This window comes from Nevskia sp. (assembly GCF_021732705.1).
Taxonomy (GTDB): domain Bacteria; phylum Pseudomonadota; class Gammaproteobacteria; order Nevskiales; family Nevskiaceae; genus Nevskia.
Genome location: NZ_JAKFUM010000011.1, coordinates 1 through 25,338 on the forward strand (window position 1 = coordinate 1; position 25,338 = coordinate 25,338).

The window sequence follows — 25,338 nt, forward strand, 5'->3', positions numbered from 1 at the left end:
CTCGGTCGCCGTGATGCCTATCCTTCACCAAAACGAAATCTGGACGCTGAGTTGCTCGAGTTGCGCTCCAGAGTCAGAAATAGATAGGGGCGTGTGCGATTCCGACGTTTTTCTACAGGCTCGTTAGGCGCTTACTAAATGCCAATTTATCGTTTCGCGCTTCATGTGCCTTCTCCAGTTCATATCGTAGTGGCGCGCATTCGGCCATTTGTTCGGCCACCGCGCCGGTTTGTAGAGAAAATCCGTAAAAGCTTTGCTACTCCTAAAACTCTGGAGCCATCTTTTCTCGGCGAAGTCACCGAGGATTCGTTTCGCGTGCGCCGCGACATTCGTTTTCCTAACTCTTGTCTTCCTGTTATCTGCGGTCGTATTACGCCTACTTCGTTTGGGTCGCGAATCAGTGTGACCATGTTTTTGCAACCTATCGTTGCTGCTTTCACTGGGGTTTGGCTTGCGGGAGTTGGTTACACTGCTTGGCGTGTTCTCATCGACCCCAATAGCGCAAGTAAAGGCACTAGTTGGTTCCCGATTAGCATGTTACTTTTCGGCATTGCTATGATTCTCTTGAGCTTCTTTTCCGAAGCACTTAAAGCACGTCGCATACTTGAAGACGCACTGTCTACACCGCGCGCCTAACCAGCCGCTCCATCAGACGCATTTGACTCCGCTGCGCCGCGGCGAATCCGCGGCTGAGCGCGGGCGTTGGACCGCAATGATGCTTACGTTCTTCACAGTAGCGCTCTGGGGCTTTGCGGCGAACGCCATTGCGGGCGATCAGTCACGAAAGATTCAAAGCTTAGGCGGTCTCGAGGTTGGAGAGCTTCGTGCCGGAGACTATGAGGCTGGCTGCGGCTGCGGCTTCTACTACCCGGCAGAGAAGAAGGGCGCTGGCTCTTTTATCATTAGTTGGGAGCTCGGCGGCCCGGCCGTGATGTTTACTCGAGGCAACCTTCACAAACTGCAGCCTGCTGCAGACATCCCGTACGCGTCGGCCCTGGGCGAGAAGCAGCAAGTGTCACTATCGTCTCAGCAACTGAGCGTCGCAGGCACGCTCACGAGCGTCTGGGTATGTCCTAAAGATTCGGAGGGCTGCGAGGTATCAGAGTTCACGGGTCCTCTCACCATCGAGGCCGGTACAATCAAATCCAAGATCGCTGTGTGGGTGTCCTGTGGTTGCTAACGTGCGATCCAACCAATGGTTCAGCCGTGACCACGCTTCGCGTGGTCACGGCTGAACCTGAGCGTTAGCGGTTTAGTTCTTCCACCATGACAGAGCTTCAGACCATTTACCTTGGGAAAATCAGTGAGGCACTTGCTAGGCTCGCGGCCTGCGAGCGTCTTCTCGGTGCATATGGCTCTTCCAAAGATGTGTTTTCTCTAGAGTCAGCTGTCCTGCAAATTCGCAAGGCTCTGGAAGCGGTTGCATTTGCTGCCATTGCCCCCAACAAGACCCAGTACGCGGAATATCGGGCACAAGCCGATAAAAATTCCGATCTCACGAAAGACTTCAATGCCAGATCGATCTTGCAGTTCCTAGGCAAGATCAATTCTGATTTTTACCCCGTGCCTGCTTCAGCTCCAATCGCTGTATCTCCCGGAAATTGGCGCTTCGATCGGAGGCAAGACAACTCTCTTTCCAAAGATGAATTTGAGAGTTTCTATGATCGATTAGGGAAGCACCTGCATGCTGACAATCCTTGGGGAAACGACAAGGGCTTAAACAATCTGGCCAAAGACATTCCCGAAGTCATTGCCGCCACTCGCTCTCTGCTGTCGTGGCATTTCACAACAATCCGAACACCACAATTTTCTGGCGTGTGGGTTGTTGAGGCACCAAGCAGTGGCGTGCCGCCACGAGTTATCGTTGGCCAAGCCTCCGGTGAGTTCGTCGTCCAATGAGTACTGCAGCTAACTATTCCGTCAAGAGGGACAGCCTGCAAGCTGCGCTTGCAGGTTCCCTACGCGGCTTCGCCGCTACGGGGGCCTCTCATATCAAACGTTATCCATCAGCCAGCGCAGTCCGGATTGAGCCTAGCGAAATCCGGGCGACTTGGATTCGGTCTCTCGCGAAAGCGGTCACATGATGTGGAAGCACGCAGGGGCGGTCGCATACCCCGCTTTCAGTGCCGTGAGTGTCGCCTGCCTTGAACAGGCCACACGCTGCCATCAAAACTGATTGCCGCAGTGCGCTTTCTCTGTGGTGGATCGCAACCCGCCCTGCGGACCAGTTAACTGGCAGACCGCGCTACTAGGAGCTTGGTTCGCAGCTGCTCTTCCGATTTTTTGCGTTGACGACGTTACGTTAATACTGTTTACTTAATACGGAAACGTAGCCGCGTAAGGGGGTCGGAGTGGGAGCGCCGTCCTGCTCGCAGCGGACGTGCCCGATCGGCAGTGGCCAATTCAGCGTTTGCCGCGACGTGCCGCGAATGTACCGAAAACAAACAGGGGAGAGCCGATGAAGCAGGAGACGTGGGTGGTGGCGGGCAAAGGGTTCTCGGACCGAATCAGCGGCAAGCTGCTGACCCATTGCTTCATCATGATGTTTCTCGGCTTCGCGGGCGGCTTCGTGTGGCTGATCGCGCTGGCTGGCAACGTCTTCCACATCGTGCCGCTGCCGCGTTTTGAAGTGATCGTCCCGGACCAGAAAGAGCTGCTCCGAAACGTGCATGTCGGCACGATTCTGAATTCGATCTATGTCATGGCCATGGTCGGCTTGAGTGCCCGACTGGACTTCAGCGTTCGTCAGGCAAAGTGGGTGTACTACTGGGCCATCGTGCTGCTGTGGGGGAACATGATCGGCTACTCGACGGCGGTTTACGCACCGGAGCGTGGCCTGCAACCGATCGGCGACTGGCCGAATCTGGTGTCTTACGGCACGTTCTACATTGCCGTGGTCGCGGCCACGATCACCACCGGCATCTGTCTGTACAACGCGCTGCGCATTGGCCGCAGCTGATGTCGGCGCGGAAGGCTGCGTAGCGAGCGCAGACCTCTTAGCGCGTCGCGAAATCGGGGATTGCCACGTTCCGCAATCGGTATCGCCCCGGATTTCGCGTTGGTCGATCCGGGCTACTTAGCTTTCGGCCCGAAACCGGCGACCGCCCGACTACGGCGCCTTCCCGCTCGCCAGCATCGCCGCCATCTTCTGATGGATGTGATTGATCGCTTTCAGCGGCCGGATCATGACCTTGAAGTCGGTGATCTGGCCGGCGTCGTTGCAGCGGATCATGTCGACGCCGTTGATGGCGATATCGTCCAGCGTCACTTCGAACTCCAGGATCGCGTCATTGCCGCTGCGCACTTCGCGGACGTAGCGAAAGGTGTCGTTGAAGAACACGAAGAACGCCGCCGTCAGGTATTTCGCGGTGATCGCCTTGCCGACCTGCGGCGTGTGCACGACCGGCGAGTGGAACACCGCGTCATCGGCCAGCAGCGTTTCGAGGCCGCGCGGGCTGCGGGCGCGAACCATCTCGTGCCAGCGGTGGATCGGGTCGGTCTGGCGCATGGTGCGGGTGCTCCGGCGGGTGGTGGTGCCTGCGTCTAGCCTGCCCGCTGCGCGCACCATCTGCATAGCGGTCCGTGCTGCAATTGGCCATCACCGCTGCGGCATACTCGGTGAATGAGCCCGCCGCTGCACCTCGAACCGATTCCGTTCATCACCCTGCCGAACTGGGTCAAGGCGGCGTCGCAGTGCGGCTTCAACATCGAGCCGGTGTTCCGCGAACTGGGCATCGAAACCGACCTGATCCATGTCGAAAGCGCGACGGTCAGTGCGCCGCTGCTGCAGAAGGTGATGGAAGCCTGCGTGACGCGAACCCGCGACTCGCCGCAGCACTTTCCGTTCGTGCTGGGCGAAACCTTCGCGTTCGACTATCTGCCGGACATCGACACGTTTCTCGCCACCAGCCCGACCCTGCGCGATGGCCTGCGCGTGTTCGACTGGGTGCGCGAGCTGATCAACCCGCTGATTCAGGTGCGGCTGGCCGAAATCGATGCCGAGGCCCATCTGGTGCTGGATCTCGCGCCGTCCGGCGAGCCTGCGCCGTACCCGTATTTCAGCGAAACCACGTTCGCGTCGATCGTGAAGTTCGGCCGGCGGCTGTTGGGATCGGACGTGCCGTTCCGTCGCCTGTGCTTCCGTCATGCGCGGCCGGCGCATGTCGCGGCGTACGACGCCTATTTCCGCGTGCCGGTGCTGTTCGACCAGCCGCAGCAGCTGCTGGCTTTCGACCGCGCGCTGCTCGATCAGCCGCTGGACGGCGCGTTCCCGGCGCTGCACAGGCAGGCGCGCTTTCGTGTCGAGCAGCGGCTGGCACAGCTGCCGCCGAAGGCGGGCCACGATGCGCTGCCGTCGCCGGGCCTGGTGGCGGCGATCGAACAGGCGTTCGCCACGCAGCCGGCATTGCTCGGACAAGGCATCGACCGGATGGCGGCGGTGCTCGGCCTGCATCCGCGCACCTTGCAGCGACGCTTGCAGGACGAGGATCAGCGCTATGCGGAGCTTCAGGATCGCGCCCGCTTCAGGCTGGCCGTGCGCTGGCTCGAAGACGGCGCGCAGGACATCGAAACGATCAGCGAGCGGCTCGGCTTTTCCGATCGCCGCAGCTTCACGCGCGCGTTCAGGCGCTGGTCCGGCACCTCGCCGAGCGCGTTTCGCGGCAAGGAACGGGCGGACGGCTGAGCCGGCGCACCTGTCGCGAAATGTTCCCTCGAGGTCGCGGTCGGTCATAGTCGGCACAAGCCGCGCGGCCTAGAGTGCAGGCACGCCATTCCATCGAGGCAGCGCCCCATGAAGCAGACCACCGTCACCAGCGGCTATCCGATCGTGCCGCGCACCGAGGTCGATTTCGATCTGGACGGCGACATTCCGCGCCACTGGTTCGGTGGCGATGCCTTCAAGTCGCGCTTCTTCGACGCGATGTCGACGCTGTTTCCGGAAGGCGAGAAATTCTTCATCACCTGCGTGCGCGACTACCGCGACCAGATCACCGATCCGGAACTGCAGCAGCAGGTCAAGGATTTCATGCGGCAGGAAGCGCAGCACGGCCGCGTCCACAAGCAGTTCAACGATCGCCTGCAGGCACAGGGCGTTCGCGTCGACGTGATCGAAGCGAAGACCCGCGAGATGCTGATCAAGATGCGCCGCCTGTTGCCGGCCTCGTTCACGCTGGCGCAGACCGCGGCGGCCGAGCACATGACCTCGATCATGGCGCACAGCTTCTTCGAGCGGCACGAGGTGTTCGCCGACGCCGATCCCCGCATCCGGGCGATGTACCTCTGGCACGGTGTCGAGGAAATCGAGCACAAGGCGGTGGCGTATGACGTGATGAAGAACGTCGCCAAGTCCGGCTATTTCCTGCGCACCGGCGTGATGCTGTACACGTCCGTGATGTTCCCGCTGCACGTGTTCCTGATCCTGCGGCACATGCTCGTCGTCGACGGCTTCAGCTTCCGCCAGCGCATGGGCCTGTGGGCGCGCGGCCTGCGCTGGCTGTACGGCTGGAATGGCCTGTTCCGACCGCTGCTGGGCCACTACCTCGCGTACTACCGGCCGGGTTTCCACCCGTGGCAGGACGGCGAGATGCAGACCTACCAGCGCTGGGCCGATGCCTATGCGCGGACCGGCGGCGATGCCGTGGCTGCCGGCAACGAGGCGTACGCCAGCGCGGCCTGAGCGTCACGGCGTGCGCGGCGGCGCCAGTTCAGGCCGCGGTTGTCGATTCCGCGCGCGTCAGTGATGGCCACTGGTGGCGCGCCGCACTCGGGCGCGCCCGAGGTGCAGACTCACGGCACCGTGTAGAAGCGCGCGCGAACGGTCGTGCGGCGCGGCCCGGGGCTCGTCACGCGCTGCTGCCAGCTCAGCGCGAAGCTGCCGTCGGCCGCCGCGCCAAGACCGATCGGCGATGTGGTCGGGGCGAAAGTGGTGCGCTGACGGCTGCCGACGGCAACCGGTGCGGCCAATGGCGCCAGCGCGGCGTCGAAACGCTGCGCCATGATCGGACCCGGTAGCGACCCTTCCCAGGCGACGACGGCGTTGCCCGACGCATCGACCGCGATCGACGCGGCTTCAACCTGCTCCGCAACCACGGTGGGCAGTCGCTGCGGCAACAGCGTCGGCGACAGCGTGGTCAGACGCAGGCTGCGATCGATTTCGCGCGTGTCGCCAACATCGAGGGGCCGCGACACGATCTCGAACCGAAACGGCAGCGCATAGGCCAGCACGGCGCGGCCATCGTTCCGAAGCGCGATCGACGGCTTCGGGGGCGGCGGGGCGAACGCGATGGTGCCGGGGTTGAACGACTGCAACACGACGCTCTGGCCCACATCGACGGTGACCTCCGGCCCCGGCTGTGACGCACCGCGCCGCAACCTGCGCACCTGCACGGTGCCGGCCACGCGCCCCAGCGTGCTGCCCAGCACGACCAGCGGCGTCACGCCGAAGCCGCTGATGCTGTCCCAGACCACGGTCGCGTTGCCGAACGCGTCCAACGCCACATCGACATTGCCACCGAGCTGCGGCGTGACGCCTTCGATGCCGCCGCCGACCAGCGATTGCACCGCGAGGTAGAAGGTCAGGTCGCTGGCGCGCGACAGCGTCGCCGAGTTGAGCGCCCGGCCGTCGACATCGAAATGGCTGACATTGACCTGCATCGGCGCCGCGAGCAGATCGACGATGCCGGCACCGACGAGCCACAACAGGAACGGCCCGGTCGAGATGCCCCGCGCCGGATCGGCATGCGCGGTGGCAATCGCGAAACGGCCGTGATCGTCGAGCGCGATCGCCGCCTGCGTCGCATTGCGCGCTGGCGTGCCGACCAGCACCGGCGAGGCCGGACCGGTCGCCAGCCCGTCTGCGCTGTAACGGCGAAACCGGGCATTGGCATCGGCTCCAGGCTGGATCCAGGTGACGATGAAGCCGCCGTCGGCCGCGATCGCGACATCCGGACGCATGCCCGCCGCGTCCACGACGAATCCGTTGTCGAGCGGTGCGCCGGCGGCATCGAAGCGTCGCGCGCGGATGGTGCCGTTGTCGTCCCAGACGATCACCGTGCGGCCGCTGGCATTGCGGGCGACGGCCGAGTCGACCTCGTTCTGGGATCCGAGCACGTTGACCGGAAATTCGTTTGCCGCCGCCGTCTGCGCGCGTGCCACCGGCACGGCAATGGATAGGCCCAGCAACACGGCAAGCATCGGAACGACGCGGTTGAGCGACATGGCGGTACTCCGACTCCGGAACGTGGACTGTTGATCGAATGACCTGAATCCTAGTACAGCACGGTCGAACAGCCGTTGACGATGCTTCGAATTCAATCAATCGCCACGCGGTTCGATGTGCAGGGCGCGGCTCGCCTCTGCAGGTGCCGAAGTGGAATGACCGCCGGAACGAGTCTCGCGGCCAATTGAATCGTCGTTTCGCACACAGCATGCTTCGAGCACCTGCCCGCCTGATCGGAGACCGCGATGACGACGATGCTCGCCCAGGACGCCACCGTGCTCGGCGCCTGTCCACACGACTGCCCCGACACCTGCTCGATGCTGGTCAAGGTCGCCAACGGCAAGGTCACCGGCGTGCAGGGCAATCCGGCGCATCCGTTCACGCAGGGCCGGCTGTGCGCCAAGACCAGCCACTATCAGGAACGCGTCTACCACCCGGAACGCGTGCTCTATCCGATGCGCCGAAGCGGGCCGAAGGGTTCCGGGCAGTTCGAGCGCATCAGCTGGGATGAAGCGCTGGCGACGATCGGCGAGCGCTGGCGCGCGATCATCAAGGCCGACGGCCCGACCGCGATCCTGCCGTACAGCTATCTGGGCACGCAGGGCATCGTCAACGGCCTGACCGTCGGTGATCCGTTCTTCAACCAGCTCGGCGCGACCATTTCCGAGCGCACGTTCTGCGATTCGGGCGCTTCAACGGCCTACGTGATGACCGTCGGCCCGACGCCGGGCATGGACCCGGAAAGCCTCGCCCACTCGCGCTTCATCATCCTGTGGGCCTGCAACCTGCTGAGCACCAACGCCCATCTGTGGCCGTTCGTCGATCAGGCGCGGAAGCAGGGTGCCAAGCTGGTGGTGATCGACCCGGTCAAGACCGGCACGACGGCGATGGCCGATCTGCACCTGCGGCCGCGCCCCGGCACCGATGGCGCGCTGGCGCTGGCAATGATCCACGTGATCATCCGCGAAGGCTTGGTCGACCGTGATTACGTCGATCGCCACACGATCGGCTTCGACGAACTGTCGGCCCATGTCGCCCAATACACGCCGGAGTTCGCGGCAGACGAAACCGGCATCGATGCCGAAGTGATCCGCACGCTGGCGCGCGATTACGCCACCGCCCAGCCGTCGGCGATCCGGATTGGCGTGGCCATCGAACGCTCGGCCGGCGGCGGGCAACTGGTGCGGGCGATCGCTTGTCTGCCGGCGCTCGTCGGTGCCTGGCGACGTCCCGGCGGCGGCTTGCTGCAACTGCCGCTGTGGGCGTTCCCGGTGCGCTGGGATCGGCTGCATCGCGCGGATCTGGCGACACCGGGTACACGCGTCATCAACCAGTGGAAGCTCGGCGCAGCGCTGACCGGCAGCCTGCCGCTGGACCCGCCGATCCGCGCGCTGTTCGTCTACAACAGCAATCCGCTGGTGGTCGCCCCGGACCAGCTCCGGCTGCAGCAAGGGCTGGCGCGCGAAGACCTGTTCACCGTGGTCAGCGAGCAGTTCATGACCGACACCGCGCGCTACGCCGACCTGCTGCTGCCGGCGACGACGCAGGTCGAGCAGGACGACCTGATGTTCTCCTGGGGCCATCTGTACCTGACCCTGAACCGGCAGGCGGTGCCGCCGCAGGGCGAAGCAGTGTCGAACGCCGAACTGTTCCGCCGGCTGGCGACGGTGATGGGTTTCGACGATCCGTTCTTCCAGCGCAGCGACGAGACCATCCTTCGCGAATCGCTGGACTGGGACGCGCCGACGATGCAGGGCATCTCCATGGAACTGCTGGAAGCGCAGGGCTACGCCCGCCTGAACCTGCCGGCGGCCGATGTCTTTGCGCCGCATGCCGAAGGTGGCTTCCCGACGCCGTCCGGCAAGGTCGAGATGAAAGCCTCGATGGCCGCCGGCGGCAACTTCGTGCTGCCGACCTTCCGGCAGGGCTACGGCGAGCTTCAGGACGGCTCGCCGGTGCCGGCGCTGCCGACGTACCAGCCGCCGCGCGAATCCGGCATCCGCGATGCCGCACCCGGCGCCCGCCACCCGCTGGCGATGATGTCGCCGAAGAGCCATTCGTTCCTGAACTCCAGCTATGCCAACCACCGGCGGCAACTGGCGCGCGAAAGCGAGCAGCGGCTGTTCATGAACCCGGTCGATGCCGACGCGCGCGGCATCCGCAGCGACGATCTGGTCCGGGTGCGCAATGCCCGAGGCAGCTTCGTCGCCGTGGCCAAGGTTGGCGATGACGCGATGCCCGGCGTGGTCGTCGCCCCGATGGGCTACTGGATCGCGAGTTCGCGGGCAAAGGCCACGCCCGCCGCGCTGAACCCGACGGTGCTGGGCGATCTCGGCGGCGCGCCGACGTTCTCCGACAACGCCGTCGAAGTGGAGCGCGCCTGATGCCACACGTCGTCACCGATAGCTGCACCGCCTGCCGCTACACCGAATGCGTGGCGCTGTGTCCGGTCGACTGCTTCCATGCCGCCGAGGACCGCCTCTACATCGACCCGGAGGCCTGCATCGACTGCGCGGCCTGCGTGCCGGTCTGCCCGGTCAAGGCAATCGTCGATGCCTTCGATCTCGAAAGCCGCGCGGACGAACTGATCGCGCTGAATCGCCAGCGATCCCGCGAACTGCCGGTGATCGACAGCAAGACCGCCGCGCTGCCGACGGCCGAGGCGCGGCGGGCGGCCTTGGGCTACTGAGCCAGCGCGGTGCGCACTTCCGACGCGGCACGCGCGCCAGACAACAGCGCGCCTTCGATATAGCCGCACCAGCGCCCCGCGGTTTCAGTGCCGGCCCAGTGGATGCGCCCGCTCGGCGCGGCAAGCGCGGGGCCATGTCGGCTCAGGATGCCCGGCGTCGGCACTCCGACGTAGCAACCGCGACTCCACGGATCGCTGATCCAGTCGTGATCGAGATAATCGATCGGCGCCGCGGCCTGCGGGCCGAACGCGCCGACCAGACTGGCCAGCACGGCGGCGCGCCGGGCTTCGGGTGTGGCCTTGCTCCAGTGGCGCGCGTTGGTGCCATCGATGAAGCCGACCAGCGCGCCGTGACTGCCATCCGCTGGCGAAGCATCGAACACCGGCGACAGCAGTGCCCGGTCGCCGACGAATTCGCCATTCAAGCCGGCATCGCGCCAGAACGGCCGGGCGTAGGCGATCACGCACTTGATCACGGAGCCCATCGGCATGCCGTGGGCCAGCGCGCTTCGTTCCGCGCAAGCCGGTGCCATCGCGATGTCACCGGCCATCCGCGGCGCCATCGCGACGATGACCCGCCTCGTCTGCAGGCAACGGTCGCCATCGAGCCGAATCCGGACGTCGTTTGACCGCTGTTCGAGCGCCAGCACGGCTGTCGACAGCTTCAGCGTGCCCGGCATCAGCTGCTGGGCCAGGTGAGTGGCCAGCGCGTGCATGCCGCCACCGACCGTCTGTGCCTGTGCGCCATCGCGCACCGCAAGCAGCGCGTCGAAACTGCCACTGCTGCCGAGGTAATGCAGAAAGCCGAGCATCGACAGGTTCGACGCTTCCGTGCACAGCACCGCGCGCACCGCGGCGTCGAACAGCATCCGGCTGCCGTCGCTCCGCAACCAGCGGCGCTGCCAGTCGGCGACCGTCAGCGCGTCGAGCTGCGTGGCGCGGGTCGCCGTCCACGGCGCGTCTGGCGGCACCTGACGCTGCATCAGACGCAGACGCCACAGCAGGATCTGCATCTCGATCAGCGCGACCGGCGACGCGGGCGGAATCAGGCCCGAGTAGCGATGCAGCCGGTCGCCGATCTGCAGCAGCTTCGCCCCCGGCCGTTCCTGCGACAGCAACGGTGCACCGGCGTCGGCGGCGAGCCGGGTCAGCTGCGCATGACCATGGCCGACCCATTGGCCGCCGGTATCGACGACACGCCCGGCCAGCATCCCAGGCCGCGATCGGCCGCCGACGCGATCCCGCGCTTCAAGCAGCGCGATATGCAGGCCGGCACGCTGCAGATCGACCGCTGCCCGAAGGCCCGCAAAGCCGGCGCCGATGACCACGGCATCGAACGACGGGACGGTTGAATCGGAGTCGAACATGGGCGCGCGTGGCAAGGTCGAACCTTGATGACACCGGAGGCGGCGCGCTGACGCAAGCGAGCGCCGCGATCAGCGCCCGTGGCGTGTCGCGCCCTGCCGCCTTCGGCTCTGTGATGGCCGGCGAACGTGGGTGATCGATGCGTCGCGAGCCCGGTCAATGGCCGAATCGCGGGTCAGCAAGCGAGTCACGGCCCGCTCGGAGGACTCATCGAACGAAGCTGCTGGGAATTCTCGGCGCCGCGCGCCACCGTCGCGCAAGGCCATCGGCTGCCGGGAAGGCAGCGTTCAATCCCCGTCCTCATTCTCCTGCGCCAGCAGGGACTTGAGGTGGTAGGCATTGACGTCGAAGTCCCGGTCGTCTGAGGCCGCGGCGAGCACCTGCGGTGCGAGGCGGGCGCGTTCCTCGTCGATCTCCGCGCTGGTGAAGCCGGCGTCAAGCGCGTCGGCGATCATCTTGTCCGTCATGCGCTTCGCGCGTGCTGCATACGTTTCAACGTCGGGATTGGCACCGGGCAGGATGTTGTCCTCGATCCAGGTGCTGGCCCATCTCAGGAAGCGATTGCTCATGACGTCTGCTCTGCTCCTATGTCGAATTCGGCGCGGTGTCCCGCGAACGGCGCCTCACATCATGCCGTGATCGAGCGCTGGGCCCGCCGGACGCTGCCACGGCAATCGGCGCTGCGAGCCCGCACGTGCGCGGCAAGACCTAACCTGCAGATTAGCGAGGACGGGCTTGCCATGTCATCCGGTTTCGAGGGCGCCGGATCGCGTCGACGGTCCGCATACGTCGGCAGTTTCCGAACGGCCGTGGGTTCGCCAAACCGCGCGGGACGCCGGACCATCGGCCACCCGCGCTTGCACGCGCGGCCGCACGAGCAATCGCAGCAAGGGTGCTTCGAGTGCTTCGCCGGGAGCGCCCGGTCGGAAGCACTGTCCCATCCGCGTGACAGCCGCGCGCACGCGGGGTGCGGTCACGACACCGGATAATGGCTTGCAAACAAGGGCTTGCGCGTTATTCTGCGTGCCGTGCCAGACGGCACGCTTTCTGCCTTTGTCGCCGACCATGCCGCTGCCCCGCCCTCGCTCCGTCACCGCGCTGATCGCCTTGCTGCTGGCGACAGGCCCGGCTGTCGCGGCGCCGGCAAAGTCGCTGTCGCCGCTCGCCCTGTCGTGTCTCGCTTGTCATCAGCCGGCGGTCAATGCCGCGTCGATGCCGGCGCTGGATCACTACGCGCCGGCGGCAATCGCTGCCTCGCTGCGTGCCGCGCGCGATCAGCCGCAACCGGGTTCGATCATGGCGCGCTTCGCCGTGAAGCTGGGCGATGCCGAGATCGAACAGCTCGCCGCCGAGCTGGGTCAAGCCACGTCCTCGTCGAAAGCGGTCGGCTCGAACGCGAAACCGCGATGAGCCTGTCGCGCCGCACCTTGCTGCAGGGCCTGCTGGCATCGGCCATGGTGCCGATGACTGCGGCCGCAGCGGGCAGCCGCCGCAAGGCGCGCGTCATCGTCATCGGCGCCGGATTTGGCGGTGCCACCTGCGCCAAGACCTTGCGGCAATTGTCGTCGTCGATCGACGTGCTGCTGATCGAGGCGCGCGAGCGCTACTGCACCGGCCCGTTCACCAACCTCGCGATCACCGGCCTGCGCACAGTCGACAGCATCACGCGGCGCACGGCGGACATCGGCAAGGCGCATGGCGTGCGGACCGTGGTCGATGAAGTGATCGCGCTCGATCCGGTCGCGAAGTCGGTGACGACCGCGAGCGGCCAGCGCTACACCGCCGACCGCATCGTGGTCTCGCCCGGCGTGGCGATGCACTGGGGGCCGATCGCCGGGCTCGATGCCGGCAACAGCGGCGCGATGCCGCACGCCTGGCTCGGCGACACGCAGCTGTTGAACCTGCGTGATCGCCTCGATGCCGTACCGGACGGTGGCGTGATCCTGATCGGCTCGCCGCCGAATCCGTACCGCTGCCCGCCCGGGCCGTACGAGCGTGCCGGCCTGATCGCCGATCACCTGCGGAAGACCGGCCGCAAGCGCTGCAAGATCCTGATCGCCGATGCCAAGGACGATTTCACCAAGCGCGCGCTGTTCCTGCTCGAATGGGACAACCGCTACGGCGCGATGATCGAGTGGCTGCCGCGCGCCAAGGGTGGCGAGGTGGTTCGCGTCGATGTCACGACCGGCGAGGTCTGGCTGCGCGATGCGAACACGTCCATCGGCACCCATCTCGCGTCGATCGTGCCGCCGCAGCAGGCCGCCGCGATTGCGGCGAAGGGCGATCTGGTCGACGAATCCGGCTGGTGCCCGATCGAGCCGACGACGTTCGAATCGACCCGCCACGCCGGCATTCACGTGCTGGGCGACGCCTCGGTGGCAGCGCCGATGCCGAAGTCGGCCTTCGCGGCGAACACGCAGGCCAAGCTCTGCGCATCGGTCATCGTCGCGGCGTTCGAGGGCCGCGAGGCACCGCTCGCCCGCTTCGTCAACACCTGCTACAGCCTCGTTGCCGAGGATGCAGCAATCTCCGTTTCCGGTTTCTATTCGGCCGCCAATGGCCGCATCTCGGTGATTTCCGACGGCGTCAGTCCGTTGTCGGGCAGCGCCGAATTGCGGCAGCAGGAAGCGGCCCAGGCACGCGATTGGTATGAAAGCATCACGACTGACAGTTTTGGCGCGCAAGCGAAACGGACCTGAGGGGCTGCGCCGGGAAGATCCGGTCGGCGCCTGCTGGCATCGCTGGCTGCTGATCGCGGCTGCGATCGCCTATGGTCTGTACATCAGCAACGATCTGGGCTGGCTGCCGCTGCTCGCGTTTGGCGACCCGACCTGGCTGACGTTCGGGATCATCGTGCTGTTCGTCGCCGCGTCGATCTATTGCGGCAGCATGGCTTTCGAACTGGCGCGGCAACATGCGGTGCTGCAGGGGTTGCAGAACGGCCAGCCGAGCGCCGGACCGAGCTGGGTCGGCGACTATCTCGCCGAACGTCAGGCGCTGAACGGCGCCGACTCGACCGCGCTCGGCGACCTGCTGCACGAGCGGATCAAGGGCCGTACCGAACTGGGCTGGTTCTCGGCCGGTCTGCAGATCAAGCTGGGGCTGCTCGGAACGGTGATCGGCTTCGTCATCATGCTGGCGTCGATCGGCAACGCCAGCGATCTGCAGAGTCAGGGGCTGGATCGGTTGATCCAGAACATGGGGCTGGGCATGCGCGTGTCGCTGTACACGACGATCGTCGGCCTGATCGGCTCGATGATGATCGGCATCCAGATGCTGGTGATCGATCGCGCGGCGGATCGCCTGTTCGCGCTGATCATCACCATGCCCGATCCGGGCGCGCGCTGAGCCGATGTCTCGCCGCGGCAGCAACCGTCATCACTACGAGGAAGATCCGTTCACGGATCTGCTGTTCAATGCCCTGATGGGCTTCACGATGCTGCTGTTCCTGACCTTGCTGTTCCTGAACCCGCCATCGAAGAAGACCGGCGTGATCGACACCAAGGCCGAGTTCATCGTGACCACGACCTGGCCGGATGGCGCCGAGGACGACATCGACACCTGGGTCGAGTCCGGCACCGGCGACGTGGTCTGGTTCAGCCATCCGGACGACGGGCAGATGCATCTGGACCGCGACGACCGCGGGCTGGCCAACGACACGATCACGGTCAACGGCCAGAAAGTCGTGAATCCGCTGAATCAGGAAGTGGTGACCTTGCGCGGCAAGGCACCGGGCGAGTACACGGTGAACGTCAACAACTACAAGTCGGCGAACACCGGACCGGTGCCGGTGCAGGTCAATGTCGTCAAGGTCAATCCGGTGCTGCGGGTGATCTTCTACGACACCATCACGCTGACGCGGCAGGGCGAGGAGAAGACCGCCGTGCGCTTTACCGTGACGCCGGAAGGCGACGTCATCAACGTCAACACGCTGCAGAAATCGCTGGTCAAGTCCAGCAACTGATCATTCTCGTCACCACCCTCAAGCCTCCATGTCCAACGGACTCGTGCTGTTGTCGCTGCTGTACTTCTCGCTGGCCTTGCTGCTGCTGGCGCTGCTGGTCCGCACTACGCTCGGCGCGCGGCTCAAGACCGTGATGATCGTCGCGTTCGTCGCGATGGCCGGGCTCAGCCACTACGGCTGGAAGCAGATGGCAGGCTGGCCGACCCGCGCCGTGCTGCCCGAACGCTTCCTGTATCACGCGGCCAGCGTGCGCGAGCCGAACAGCGCCACCGGCGACCCGGGCCTGATCCACATCTGGGCCACCGAGCTGACGCCGTCCGGTCCAGCCAAGGAACCGCGCGCCTACGAACTGCCGTACAGCCCCGAGGACCAGAAGCAGATTCAGGACGCGCGCGAGCGCCAGCGGCAGCAGGGCTTGCCACAGATCGGCCGCAAGGCCGGTGTCCGGAACAAGTCGAACGTGGTCTCGGATGCCCGACGGACCGCGGCGCTGGCGAGCTTCACGCTGGCCGATCTGCCCGATCCGGCGCTGCCGGAAAAGTGAGGCGCGTGCGCATGCGTCGCCTTCCTCTGCCGTTCACTGCCCTCGCCAGCCTGCTGCTCGCAGCCTGCGGCAACGCGCCCGACACACCGTACTTTCCGCTCGAATCGGGACGTCGCTGGACGTACACGCTGCACGAGACCAATGCCCTCGGCGAGAAGACCGAGACCTTCGAGATCACCAGCGCCGGCCCGCGCGAGCGCAACGGCGAAACCTTCTGGCTGCGTCGCAACAGTCTCGGCACCGAGTACTGGCTGAAGCTCGACGACCGCAACATCGTTCGTGCCGGCCTGCGCACGACGGTCGAGTTCGAGCCGCGGGACGAACCGACGCCGCGCACCGTGCTGCCGATCGCCCCGAAGCTCGGGGATGGCTGGGAACAGCCGAGCCAGCCGTTCATCCTCGAACGCGCCGTGCCGTTTCGCGAACGCTTCCTGCACCATGAATCGGTGCGCTTCGCGCTGCAGATGAAGATCACGGCCGTGGACGAGGAAGTGACCGTGCCGGCCGGCACCTTCAAGCACTGCATCAAGGCCGAAGGCGATGCGCTGATCTACGTGCTGGCCGATCCGCGACTCGGCGGCTCCGAAGTCGTGGTCCGGCATACCGAGTGGTATGCGCCCGGTGTCGGGCTGATCAAGCTGCAGCGGGTCGAGCCGCTCGAAACCACGCAGATCGTCGGCGGCGAAGTGACGATGGAACTGGAGTCGTTCGAGCGCTGATCCCGCGCGCGGCCCCGACTGATCGAGCCGGCCGCGCGACTGAACCGGCGCGGCAGACCTGAGCGGGCCTGCAGCGCCTCACGCGTTAGAGCCCGGGTTCAGTCCGGCAGGCCGAACGTCACCACGGCATCGCCCTGGCGATAACCCCAGATCTGGCTGCCCCCGGCGGCCACCGTGATGTACGGCTTGCCGTCCATCATCCACGCGATCGGCGGAGCGTTGACGCCGGCGCCGCAGTTGAACTGCCAAAGACGCTTGCCGGTCCTGGAATCGAAGGCCGACAGGTTGCCGTCGCCTTCGCCGGTGAACACGACACCGCCCTGCAGCGCGAGCACGCCGCCAATCAGCGGCTGCGCGGTCTTGGTCGACCACGCGATCTGGCCCTGTCTCCCCAGATCGATCGCCGCCAGAACGCCCCAGCTCTGCTCGTTGGACGGCTCGGCCGCGAAGTACGGCACCGCCGGCTTGTCGCCATCGGCCGGGATTTCCTTGACCTTGTAGGTTGTCGGCAGATGCATTGCCGCGACGAACACCAACTGGCGCGCGGCATCGAGCGCGGCCGGTGACCAATTGACACCCCCGCCGATGCCCGGCGAGATCGTCACGCCGTCGCGGCTCGGCTGCGCGAACAGGTTTTTCTGCGGGACGTAGGCGTCCGACTTGTACAGCAGCTTGCCGGTGTAGCGGTCGTGCACGAACAGCCAGCCGAGCTTCGACGCCTGCGCCACGGCTGGCACCTTCTGGCCGTTGACGGTGGCCTCGAGCAGCATCGGCGGCGACGCCACGTCGTAGCCCCAGAGATCGTGCGGCACCTGCTGCCAGCTCCAGCGGCGCTCGCCGGTCTCGACGTCGACCGCGACCAGGCTCGAGGTGTAGAGGTTGTCGCCCGGGCGACCGTCGCCGTTCATCTGCGGGCTCGGGTTGCCGACGCCGAAGAACAGCAGGCCGGATTTCTGATCGAACGCCGGCGTGTTCCAGACCGAGCCGCCGCCGAACTTCCACGCGTCCCTGCGCGTCGGCGCGAGCTTGCGCTCCGCGTCGACATTGCGGTTCAGCGGCACGCCGTCCGGCGTGGCGGCGGCAAACTCGCCTTCCCAGCCGCCGTTCTCCGGGCGAACCACGGTATCGAACCGCCACGACGGCTTGCCGCTGTCGGCATCGAACGCGGCAAGGAAACCGATGCCGCCGTACTGACCCGGCAGGCCGACCACGGCACCCAGCGGCGCGCCGGGGCGCAGGCTGTCGAGATGCAGGCCGTAGCCGAGCCCGTTGACGCCGACGATCACGCGATTGCCGAACACGAGCGGCGCCGAAGCGATGCCGACGCCGGACGCACCGGTGACCTTCACATCCTTCAGGCTGTCGCTCGCGGCAAAGCCGGCCTGCGTTTCCGCGGCCGCTTCCGGGCGCGCGACCTCGACATCCCACAGCACCTTGCCGGAGGCAGCATCGAGCGCGACCAGACGCGCGTCGACGGTGCCGACGAAGACCTTGCCGTTGGCGACGGCCACGCCGCGATTGGCCGGCCCGCAGCAGATGCGCTCGCTACGCTTCTTGTGTTCGTAACGCCACAGCTCGTGGCCGGTCTTCGGATCGATCGCGACCACTGACGAGAACGGCAGCGACACGTACATGCGGCCGTCGACCACCAGCGGCGTGGCCTGGAACGTGCCGCTGACGCCGCTCTGGTAGATCCACTTCGGCACCAGCTTGCCGACCGTTGTCGGGTTGATCGACGTGATCGCGGCTAGACGGCTGTTGGCGTTGTCGAGGCCGTAGACCGGCCAGTCCAGCGTCCGGGGGGCCTTGGACGGGCTGGCAGCGCTGATCGCGAACACGGAAGCGGACAGCAGTCCGAAGATCGTGTGACGGAGGAGTTTCTGGATCATGGTCGTGCCGCAGGCAGGGTTTCGAGTTCGTACGCCGGATACAGATGGGCAATCGATCGGCTGTACTCCGTTTGCAGCACGGCCAGCGTGCGGAATCGCTCCGGAATCGGCAGCCGCATCACTTCCGGCATGTCGAGGCCGCGATTCGCGGCGTCCTTCAACGCGCCGCTGAGCCATTGCAGATAGTCGCGGGTCTGCATGACGCCCGCATGGTCGCGCAGCACCGGGCCATGGCCCGGCACCATCACCTTGAAATCAAGCTTGTCGATCGCATCGAGCGTCGCCAGCCAGCGCGGGATGTCGGCATTCGGCGTGGTCAGCGCGCGCTGGAAGAACACGAGATCCCCGGTGAACAGGGTCTTCGTCGCTTCGTCGAACACCATCAGATCGCCAGCGGTGTGGCCAGCCGCGGGAATCAGGCGCAAGGCGCGGCCGGCAATCCGGACGCTGCCGGGAGCTGCATCGGCCGAGCCGAACTGCACCTGCGTGCCGCTCATCGCGCCGCCGACCAAGCGATACAGATTGTCGAGCAGCGCGTCACCGCTCTGGCGCAGGGCCGCGTTGGTCGCGACGGTGGCCGCGATCGGCACATCGGCATAGGCCTGGTTGCCGAGGAAATGGTCCGGGTGCGCATGGGTCAGATAGACCTGCGTGACCTTCTGCGGGGTCACGCCGGCAATCGCCGCGCGCTGCTGCGTGCCATAGGCCTTCGACGGACCGGAATCGATGACGATGACGCCATCCTGCCCGACGATGAAACCGGTATTGACGATGTTGCCACCGTTGTCGCGGGTGAAATTCTCGGTCTTCCCGATCAGCGCGTAGACGCCGTCGGCAACCGCCGTCGGCTTGAGCTGGTAGGCGAAATCGTCGCCGCGCGCCGTCATGGCTCCGGCCACGATCAGCGCCGCGCCTGCCCATCGGAGCATCACGGACGAATCTCGGCCGCGATCTTGTTGCCCTGGATGTCGCCGCCGGTGATGCGCACCGGACCGCTGCCCTTCAGATCGAAGCTGAGCACCGGATTCTCCGAGATCGGCTCGTAGGTGTTCAGCCGCGCGATCTGCTCGCCCTGGGCGTCGCTGATCACCAGACGGTCGATGTAGAACGCCGGGATGCCGCTGGCGAGACCGGTGTCCATCGGGTGGACCACGCGCAGGCGCAGGCGCTGCGTGTTGCTGTCGGCCTTCGGCCACAGACGGCCGCTGACCTCGTTCAGATGCGTCTGCCACAGCGGGTCGGCACTGCCGTGACTCGGCGTGGTGCAGCCGCCACCAGCGGCGCTGAGCCAGACGCCGCCGACATGCCAGACGCCGTCCTTGGTCCGCATTGCGGCGCGGATCGGCGTCGACTGCTCCACCTTGAACCGGAACGACAGGCTGGGCAGCGCCCGCGTAGGTTCGTAGCTCAGGATCTTCTGGATCGGGTTCAAATCGGCGACCACCAGCACCTGCTCGACATCGGCCAGGCCATCGGCGTCGATCTGCACCGGCACGTCCAGCGGGTTTTCCGCTGCCGACGGCGCCATCACCTTCACGCGCTCGTCGAAGACCACGGTCTGGTCCTTGAAGTAGCGGCCGTGGATCGTGCTCCAGCCCGGGGAGTTCAGCGGATCGACCGGGCGCTCCGCGGCTAGTGCCGCGAATCCGGACAGCAGGCAAGCTGCTGCGCCGATCATTCGCGCAACGCGCTGCGCTGCCCTGCCTGCGACTTCATTCATGAGCCTGTCCTCGTCCTTGCACCGTGGCGTATCGCCGCTCCGGCCGTCGAAACGAGACCAGCGCGGATTCCCGATCATGCGGGAATGACGCTTCGTGTGGTCCAGCACCGGCAGCGCGGGGGCGCGGCCGGTGCCAGCCGTTGCCTACTTCAAGCCCGGCGTCTGGTAATCCATCCCGTGACGGGCGTAGATCGCCTTCAGTTGTCCGTTCTCGATCATCGTGGCCAGCGCGTCGGCCAGCGCATCGCGCAGTTTCGGGCTGTCCCGCTTGACCGCGATGCCGATTTCCCAGGCATTGCGGAACAGACCCTGGAACTGCACCGTCTGCGCCGGCGAGGCGCGACCGTTTTCCCCATTCAGCTTCAACAGGCCCTGCAGTTCACCGCGCGGCGCGATCGTGGCATCGGCCTTGCCCGCGACAAAGGCCTTCACCGCCTCGTTCGCGGTCGGGTAGCGGTTCAGCGACTGGCGCAGCGCGCCGTCGTTGAAGTTCGTCAGGTACAGATCGGCAATCGACCCCAGTTCCACGGCGATGCGCTTGCCTTCGAGATCCTCCAGCACCGAATAGTCCGGAAACTTCTTCGGATCGAACGACAGCGACACCGTCTCGCGGAAATAGACGCCGAAAATCCAGACCTTGTCCTGGCGCGCGACGTACTGCGGATCAGCGCCGACGTGGAGCATCACGTCGCCGACGCTGCCGCCGACGATGGTGCCGCGCCACAACTGGTTGCGCAGGTCATCGTCGAGGTCGTCGCCGGGAATGAAGGTCTTGAACGTGGCCTTCAGGCCGAGCGCTGCAGCCAGCGCTTCGCCCATCTCGACGTCGACGCCCTTGAACGCGCCATCCACCTGATACGAGTACGGCGGGAAGTCGCGATAGACCACGAACTCGATCGCGCCCTTCTTGCGAACCAGATCGAGACGGTCGTCGCCTTCGTCAGCGAACGCCACGCCGGTCAGCAGCGTGGCCGCCAGCGCCAGTACCGTCAGGATGCCGCGTGCCAGCAACCGGACCGACGTCCGGAACAGGCTCATGGCTCGGTGTGGATGCTGACGAGGTAGCTGCGCAGCGCCCAGATCGCTTCTTCCTTGAAGACATCCTTGAATGCCGGCATGTAGGTCACGCCGTTGCGGATCGCGCCGCCCTGGACCTTGCCCTTGAAGTATTCGTCGGTTTCGGCGTCGGTCGGCAGGTAGCGCAGATCCGGCGCGATGCCGCCGGACACGGCGCCGAGGCCATGGCAGCGCGCGCAGTTCTGGTTGAACGCGGACGAACCGATCTTGATCGCGTCCGGGTTGCCGACGTACGGATTGCTGGTCTTCGGGCCGTCGAGCGGCGGCAGGTGTGAGACATCGACTGCCTGCGGCGTGACGTCACCATGGGCGCTGACCGCCGGGCTGTTGAACGCGAACGTGGCGACCGCGGCCACGGCAACCGCCGAGGCCAGTGCTGCGGACTTGAACATCGTGCGAATCATCATGGGTGTGAGACCGAGTGGTAATGAAAAAAATGGGTGGGGGGATGATCGATGAGACCGCGTGAATCGAAAAAGGAGCCCGAATCCGGGCTCCTTTTCGTTCCGCTTTCTAGCTTTCGTTCAGCTTCGACGGCCGAGGCCGGTCGAGCTTAGTTCTGCGCAACGGTGGCCTTGCCGGACTTGTGCAGCTTGAAGACCCAGAACGAGCCACCTTGGCTGATGTCCTTGACCTTCTTGGCGACTTCGCCGCCCCAGAGCGGAACCGCACCGCCCCAGCCCGACGCGACGCCGATGTACTGCTCGCCGTCCATTTCCCAGGTCGTCGGCTGGCCGACGACGCCCGAACCGGTCTGGAACTTCCACAGTTCCTTGCCGGTCTTGGCGTCAAACGCCTTCAGGAAGCCTTCCGGGGTACCGGTGAACACCAGATTGCCGGCGGTGGTCATGACGCCACCCCACAGCGGAGCCGGGTTCTTGTATTCCCAGACGACCTTGCCGGTGGCCGGATCCATCGCGCGCAGCGCGCCGATGTAGTCGTCGTACAGCGGCTTGATGGTGAAGCCGGCGCCCAGATAGGCCGCACCCTTCTTGTAGGTGATCGGCTCGTTCCAGATGTCCATGCCCCACTCGTTCGCCGGCACGTAGAACAGGCCGGTCTGACCCGAGTACGCCATCGGCATCCAGTTCTTGCCGCCGAGGAACGACGGAGCGGCGAACACCGCGCTGCCCTTCTCGCCGGAACCCGGATTGCCCGGACGGTTGTTGGACTCGATCGGACGACCGGTCTTCAGGTCGACGCCCGAGGCCCAGGTCTGCTTGGTGACGAACGGGCTGGCGCTGAGCAGCTTGCCGTCAGTGCGGTTCAGAACGTAGAAGAAGCCGTTGCGGTCAGCCTTGGCGCCGGCCTTGACGGTCTTGCCGTCCTTCTTCATGTCGAACGAGATGAACTCGTTGACGCCGTCGAAGTCCCAATGGTCGTTCGGCGTGCCCTGGTAGCTCCACTCGATCTTGCCGGTATCGGCGTTGATTGCGACGGTCGAGGTCGAGTACAGGTTGTCGCCCGGACGGGTGAAGGCATTCCACGGAGCCGGGTTGCCGGTGCCGCAGTAGATCTGGTTGGTGTCGGCACCGTAGGTGCAGCCGAGCCAGGTGGCGGCGCCGCCGGTCTTCCACAGGTCGCCCGGCCAGGTCGCGTTGGTCTTGCCCGACACGCCGTTTTCCTTGCCGTTCAAGTAGCCCATGTGGCCTTCGACCGTCGGACGCGTCCAGACCATCTTGCCGGTCTTGGCATCGCGTGCTTCCACGCGGCCGACCACGCCGAACTCGCCGCCGGACACGCCGGTGATCAGCTTGCCCTTCACGATCAGCGGCGCTGCCGTGTACGAGTAGCCGCCCTTGAAGTCGGCGATGGTTTCGGTCCAGACGACCTTGCCGGTGGTCTGGTCGAGCGCGACGAGCTTGGCGTCGAGCGTGCCGAAGATCACGAGGTTGTCGTACAGCGCGGCGCCGCGGTTGACCACGTCACAGCACGGCACGATGCCTTCCGGCAGGCGATGCTCATACGACCAGAGCTTGGCGCCGGTCTTCTGATCCAGCGCCCAGAGACGCGAGTACGAACCGGTGATGAAGATCTTGCCGTCGTGCACCAGGGCCTGGGTTTCCTGGCCGCGCTGCTTTTCGCCACCCATCGAGAACGACCAGGCCGGAACCAGGTCGACGACGGTGTCGGAATTGATCTGCGTCGACGTGCTGAAGCGCTGGCCGCTGAAGCCCATGCCCACCGTCAGCACATCGTTCGGCGTGTTCTGGTCGTTCGCGATCATGGCATCGGTGACCGGCACCGCGGCCACTGCCGGCAGCGCGCTCGCCGCCGCCGCCAGCCCGATCAGGCCAACGGCCCGAGCGATGCTGGTTCGTTCAATTTTGTGGTTCATCTGTTTTCTCCTCCTCAGGTTTCAATTCGTACACAAGTGTGACGACCCGACCAAAGTCATCGCGCCGCCAGAAGCATGATCAATGCCATTTAACGCAACGCAACATTCGCGTGCGCATCGCCATTGAAAGCAGCTATTCAATCCCGGCGATTCCGCTTCAAGTCCATGATTCTTCGATAATAAATTCGACGACTCCATCAGCCGGACCGACGTCATGCGGGGGACCTTGCCAGCACGTGAACAACGGGGTCTGACGCAAGTGCCGCCAGTGTCACCAGCCGGGGACAGCCCCTTTTTCGCTGTACCGTCACCGGGACGCAAGCGCGGCGTCGACACCATCCACACGCCATGGCAAGCCATGGTGTGTCGAGTTTGTCACAGTGGATGACACAGTTCATCGGCCGCTATCGTTCGGACTTGAGCCATGACCTCCGCCGGAATCCGGGCCAAAAAAAACCGGGCGCAAAGCCCGGTTCAATTTGGCGCTAGGAGAGGTTCTTTATCAGCCGACGACTCAGAACGACAGGAACGTGCCGATGTTGAAGTTCAGGGCTTCGTTCTTGCCGCCACCGTGAGCCTTGGCGGTCACCGACGAGATTTCGCCGACCAGGGTCAGGTTCTTCGTCAGCGAGTAGTACGCGCCGCCGGTGATCTTGCTGTTGCTGCGGACCGGCACGCTCGACTGCAGTTCGCCATCGGCCTGACCGAGGCGGCTGGTGCCGTAGTTCACGCCGAGCTTCAGGGCGTTGATCTTGTACGACGCCTGGGCCAGATAGCCGTTGGAGCCACGGCGGCCGCCGTTGCCGTCGGAGGCGAACGCGAACAGCGCGGTCGTGCCGAGGCCCTTGCCGTAGTAGTACCAGTAGCCGAGTTCGAGGTCGGCGATGTTCAGCTTGGCGCCGGCATCGACACCGTAGCTGCGATAGTCGTCGTTGCCGCCATCGTCACGCGTCTGCTGCGTGATGAAGGTCGACGAGGCGTACAGCTTCGCTCCGCCGATGTCGGTCTTGTACGCGAGCTTGCCGTGGATGCCCGGCTGCGACTTGCGGCCCGAGCCGCCGGTCAGCGAGTTGAGCGGATCGTAGATGCCGACCGTGGCATTCAGGCCGAACAGGCTCGGCGTGGTGTAGTTGATCTGGCCGAGCGTGTCGGTATAGACGTAGCCGAGACCGATCGAGCCCAGCGTGGTGTTGGCCGGAGCGCCCGAAGCGGCGGCGCCGGCAACGCCGACACCCGGAATGGTGATGTCGTTGATGATCGCGTCGAAGCCGAACAGGCCGAAGTTGCGACCCAGCGTGAAGGTACCGATGTCCTTGTTGCCGAAGGTCAGATAGACCTGACGAACATCGAGGCCGGTGGTGCCGAGCGCCACATTGTTCTGCGGACCCACCTGGTTCGGGCTGCCGCCGTCGTTGGTGCTGATGCCCGGATAGAAGCCGAAGTGGCCTTCGATATCCAGACCGGCCTGCTTGGTGATGATGCCGAACGACAGCGCAGCCGGCAGCAGGCCGTTGGTGACGGCGGACGCGCTCTTGGCGGTACCGCCGCCGCCGGTGCAGGCGAGGCCCGCGGCGATGACAGCCGGCGAGCTGCTGTCGCAATCCGAGTAAACGTAATGGACGTTGATATTGCCGTTGACCGTGAACTTGTAGTCACCGGCATTGAGTTCCAGTGCGCTGGCACTGGTGGCGGACAGCATGGCCACGGCGGCCGCAATCAGATTTCGCTGGTTCGCTGCTTTCATTAGTGAATCCCCAATATTGTTGAGAGGTTGAACGGCGCAGCCATCCACCGACCCGGTGGATCGCTCACTC

General features: G+C 65.3%; 25 protein-coding genes. 14 read left to right on the forward strand and 11 right to left on the reverse strand.

All coding sequences use genetic code 11. The features are described from left to right. Positions 1-138: 138 nt before the first annotated feature. The 4 genes from QZ951_RS13965 (at position 139) to QZ951_RS13980 (ending at position 2,959) form a co-directional block, all read left to right on the forward strand. The gene (locus QZ951_RS13965) at positions 139-636 is read left to right on the forward strand and encodes a hypothetical protein (RefSeq protein ID WP_293001529.1); all 498 of its coding nucleotides are present in this window, start codon (positions 139-141) and stop codon (positions 634-636) included. A gap of 79 nt (positions 637-715) precedes the next feature. Next, the gene (locus QZ951_RS13970) at positions 716-1,180 is read left to right on the forward strand and encodes a hypothetical protein (protein WP_293001531.1); all 465 of its coding nucleotides are present in this window, start codon (positions 716-718) and stop codon (positions 1,178-1,180) included. Between the two features lie 86 nt (positions 1,181-1,266). After that, positions 1,267-1,899: a hypothetical protein gene (locus QZ951_RS13975; RefSeq protein WP_293001533.1), complete on the forward strand. Its 633-nt coding sequence runs from the start codon at positions 1,267-1,269 to the stop codon at positions 1,897-1,899. 559 nt (positions 1,900-2,458) lie between these two features. Continuing rightward, entirely contained in the window at positions 2,459-2,959 is a 501-nt protein-coding gene (locus QZ951_RS13980; RefSeq protein WP_293001535.1) for a hypothetical protein, read from the forward strand. A gap of 150 nt (positions 2,960-3,109) precedes the next feature. On the opposite strand, the gene QZ951_RS13985 is transcribed toward QZ951_RS13980, so the two are convergent. After that, positions 3,110-3,508, reverse strand: coding sequence for a nuclear transport factor 2 family protein (locus QZ951_RS13985; RefSeq protein ID WP_293001537.1), 399 nt, complete (start codon positions 3,506-3,508; stop codon positions 3,110-3,112). A 114-nt stretch (positions 3,509-3,622) separates the two neighbouring features. On the opposite strand from QZ951_RS13985, the gene QZ951_RS13990 reads away from it, so the two are divergent. Together QZ951_RS13990 and QZ951_RS13995 are read left to right on the forward strand one after the other, a co-directional pair. Beyond that, positions 3,623-4,684, forward strand: coding sequence for an AraC family transcriptional regulator (locus QZ951_RS13990; RefSeq protein WP_293001539.1), 1,062 nt, complete (start codon positions 3,623-3,625; stop codon positions 4,682-4,684). A gap of 108 nt (positions 4,685-4,792) precedes the next feature. Further along, entirely contained in the window at positions 4,793-5,677 is an 885-nt protein-coding gene (locus tag QZ951_RS13995) for a metal-dependent hydrolase (RefSeq protein ID WP_293001541.1), read from the forward strand. A 110-nt stretch (positions 5,678-5,787) separates the two neighbouring features. Here QZ951_RS13995 and QZ951_RS14000 read toward each other — a convergent pair whose 3' ends face one another. Further along, the gene (locus QZ951_RS14000) at positions 5,788-7,218 is read right to left on the reverse strand and encodes a hypothetical protein (RefSeq protein WP_293001542.1); all 1,431 of its coding nucleotides are present in this window, start codon (positions 7,216-7,218) and stop codon (positions 5,788-5,790) included. Positions 7,219-7,464: 246 nt separating this feature from the next. Between QZ951_RS14000 and QZ951_RS14005 the strand changes: the two genes are divergently transcribed. Beyond that, a complete protein-coding gene (locus QZ951_RS14005) occupies positions 7,465-9,603 on the forward strand; it encodes a molybdopterin-dependent oxidoreductase (RefSeq protein WP_293001544.1) in 2,139 nt (712 codons plus the stop codon). Beyond that, positions 9,603-9,908: a ferredoxin family protein gene (locus tag QZ951_RS14010; RefSeq protein WP_293001546.1), complete on the forward strand. Its 306-nt coding sequence runs from the start codon at positions 9,603-9,605 to the stop codon at positions 9,906-9,908. Before QZ951_RS14005 ends, QZ951_RS14010 begins: the two co-directional genes overlap by 1 nt. Here QZ951_RS14010 and QZ951_RS14015 read toward each other — a convergent pair. Beyond that, positions 9,902-11,275, reverse strand: coding sequence for an FAD-dependent oxidoreductase (locus QZ951_RS14015; protein ID WP_293001548.1), 1,374 nt, complete (start codon positions 11,273-11,275; stop codon positions 9,902-9,904). The genes QZ951_RS14010 and QZ951_RS14015 overlap by 7 nt on opposite strands. A 285-nt stretch (positions 11,276-11,560) precedes the next feature. Continuing rightward, positions 11,561-11,842 carry a DUF768 domain-containing protein gene (locus QZ951_RS14020; protein ID WP_293001550.1) on the reverse strand — a complete coding sequence of 94 codons (282 nt, stop codon included), beginning with the start codon at positions 11,840-11,842 and terminating at the stop codon, positions 11,561-11,563. A 376-nt stretch (positions 11,843-12,218) separates the two neighbouring features. Between QZ951_RS14020 and QZ951_RS14025 the strand changes: the two genes are divergently transcribed. From QZ951_RS14025 to QZ951_RS14050, 6 genes are read left to right on the forward strand one after another with little or no spacing between them, the layout of a single operon-like run. Beyond that, positions 12,219-12,683, forward strand: coding sequence for a hypothetical protein (locus QZ951_RS14025; protein ID WP_293001552.1), 465 nt, complete (start codon positions 12,219-12,221; stop codon positions 12,681-12,683). Next, positions 12,680-13,972 carry an NAD(P)/FAD-dependent oxidoreductase gene (locus tag QZ951_RS14030; RefSeq protein WP_293001554.1) on the forward strand — a complete coding sequence of 431 codons (1,293 nt, stop codon included), beginning with the start codon at positions 12,680-12,682 and terminating at the stop codon, positions 13,970-13,972. Before QZ951_RS14025 ends, QZ951_RS14030 begins: the two co-directional genes overlap by 4 nt. Further along, positions 13,947-14,621 (forward strand): MotA/TolQ/ExbB proton channel family protein, encoded by a 675-nt coding sequence (locus tag QZ951_RS14035; RefSeq protein WP_293001556.1) that lies wholly within the window; start codon positions 13,947-13,949, stop codon positions 14,619-14,621. The genes QZ951_RS14030 and QZ951_RS14035 overlap by 26 nt, the downstream gene beginning before the upstream one ends. Before the next feature lie 4 nt (positions 14,622-14,625). Further along, on the forward strand, positions 14,626-15,237 hold the full coding sequence (locus QZ951_RS14040) for a hypothetical protein (RefSeq protein ID WP_293001558.1): 612 nt from the start codon (positions 14,626-14,628) through the stop codon (positions 15,235-15,237). A 28-nt stretch (positions 15,238-15,265) separates the two neighbouring features. After that, entirely contained in the window at positions 15,266-15,781 is a 516-nt protein-coding gene (locus tag QZ951_RS14045; protein ID WP_293001560.1) for a hypothetical protein, read from the forward strand. Between the two features lie 11 nt (positions 15,782-15,792). Then, positions 15,793-16,500 carry a hypothetical protein gene (locus QZ951_RS14050; protein WP_293001562.1) on the forward strand — a complete coding sequence of 236 codons (708 nt, stop codon included), beginning with the start codon at positions 15,793-15,795 and terminating at the stop codon, positions 16,498-16,500. Between the two features lie 98 nt (positions 16,501-16,598). Here QZ951_RS14050 and QZ951_RS14055 read toward each other — a convergent pair whose 3' ends face one another. From QZ951_RS14055 to QZ951_RS14085, 7 genes are all read right to left on the reverse strand, one after another. Further along, positions 16,599-18,389 carry a PQQ-binding-like beta-propeller repeat protein gene (locus tag QZ951_RS14055; protein ID WP_293001565.1) on the reverse strand — a complete coding sequence of 597 codons (1,791 nt, stop codon included), beginning with the start codon at positions 18,387-18,389 and terminating at the stop codon, positions 16,599-16,601. Further along, complete coding sequence (locus tag QZ951_RS14060; protein ID WP_293001567.1) at positions 18,386-19,318, reverse strand: quinoprotein relay system zinc metallohydrolase 1; 933 nt, start codon at positions 19,316-19,318, stop codon at positions 18,386-18,388. The genes QZ951_RS14055 and QZ951_RS14060 overlap by 4 nt, the downstream gene beginning before the upstream one ends. After that, complete coding sequence (locus QZ951_RS14065) at positions 19,318-20,109, reverse strand: quinoprotein dehydrogenase-associated SoxYZ-like carrier (protein ID WP_293001569.1); 792 nt, start codon at positions 20,107-20,109, stop codon at positions 19,318-19,320. Before QZ951_RS14065 ends, QZ951_RS14060 begins: the two co-directional genes overlap by 1 nt. A gap of 144 nt (positions 20,110-20,253) precedes the next feature. Beyond that, positions 20,254-21,147 (reverse strand): transporter substrate-binding domain-containing protein, encoded by an 894-nt coding sequence (locus QZ951_RS14070; protein WP_293001572.1) that lies wholly within the window; start codon positions 21,145-21,147, stop codon positions 20,254-20,256. Continuing rightward, positions 21,144-21,578 (reverse strand): cytochrome c-550 PedF, encoded by a 435-nt coding sequence (pedF, locus tag QZ951_RS14075; RefSeq protein WP_293001574.1) that lies wholly within the window; start codon positions 21,576-21,578, stop codon positions 21,144-21,146. The genes QZ951_RS14070 and pedF overlap by 4 nt, the downstream gene beginning before the upstream one ends. 161 nt (positions 21,579-21,739) lie before the next feature. Further along, the gene (locus QZ951_RS14080) at positions 21,740-23,524 is read right to left on the reverse strand and encodes a PQQ-dependent methanol/ethanol family dehydrogenase (protein WP_293001576.1); all 1,785 of its coding nucleotides are present in this window, start codon (positions 23,522-23,524) and stop codon (positions 21,740-21,742) included. Between the two features lie 514 nt (positions 23,525-24,038). Further along, the gene (locus tag QZ951_RS14085; protein WP_293001578.1) at positions 24,039-25,268 is read right to left on the reverse strand and encodes a porin; all 1,230 of its coding nucleotides are present in this window, start codon (positions 25,266-25,268) and stop codon (positions 24,039-24,041) included. Positions 25,269-25,338: the final 70 nt, after the last annotated feature.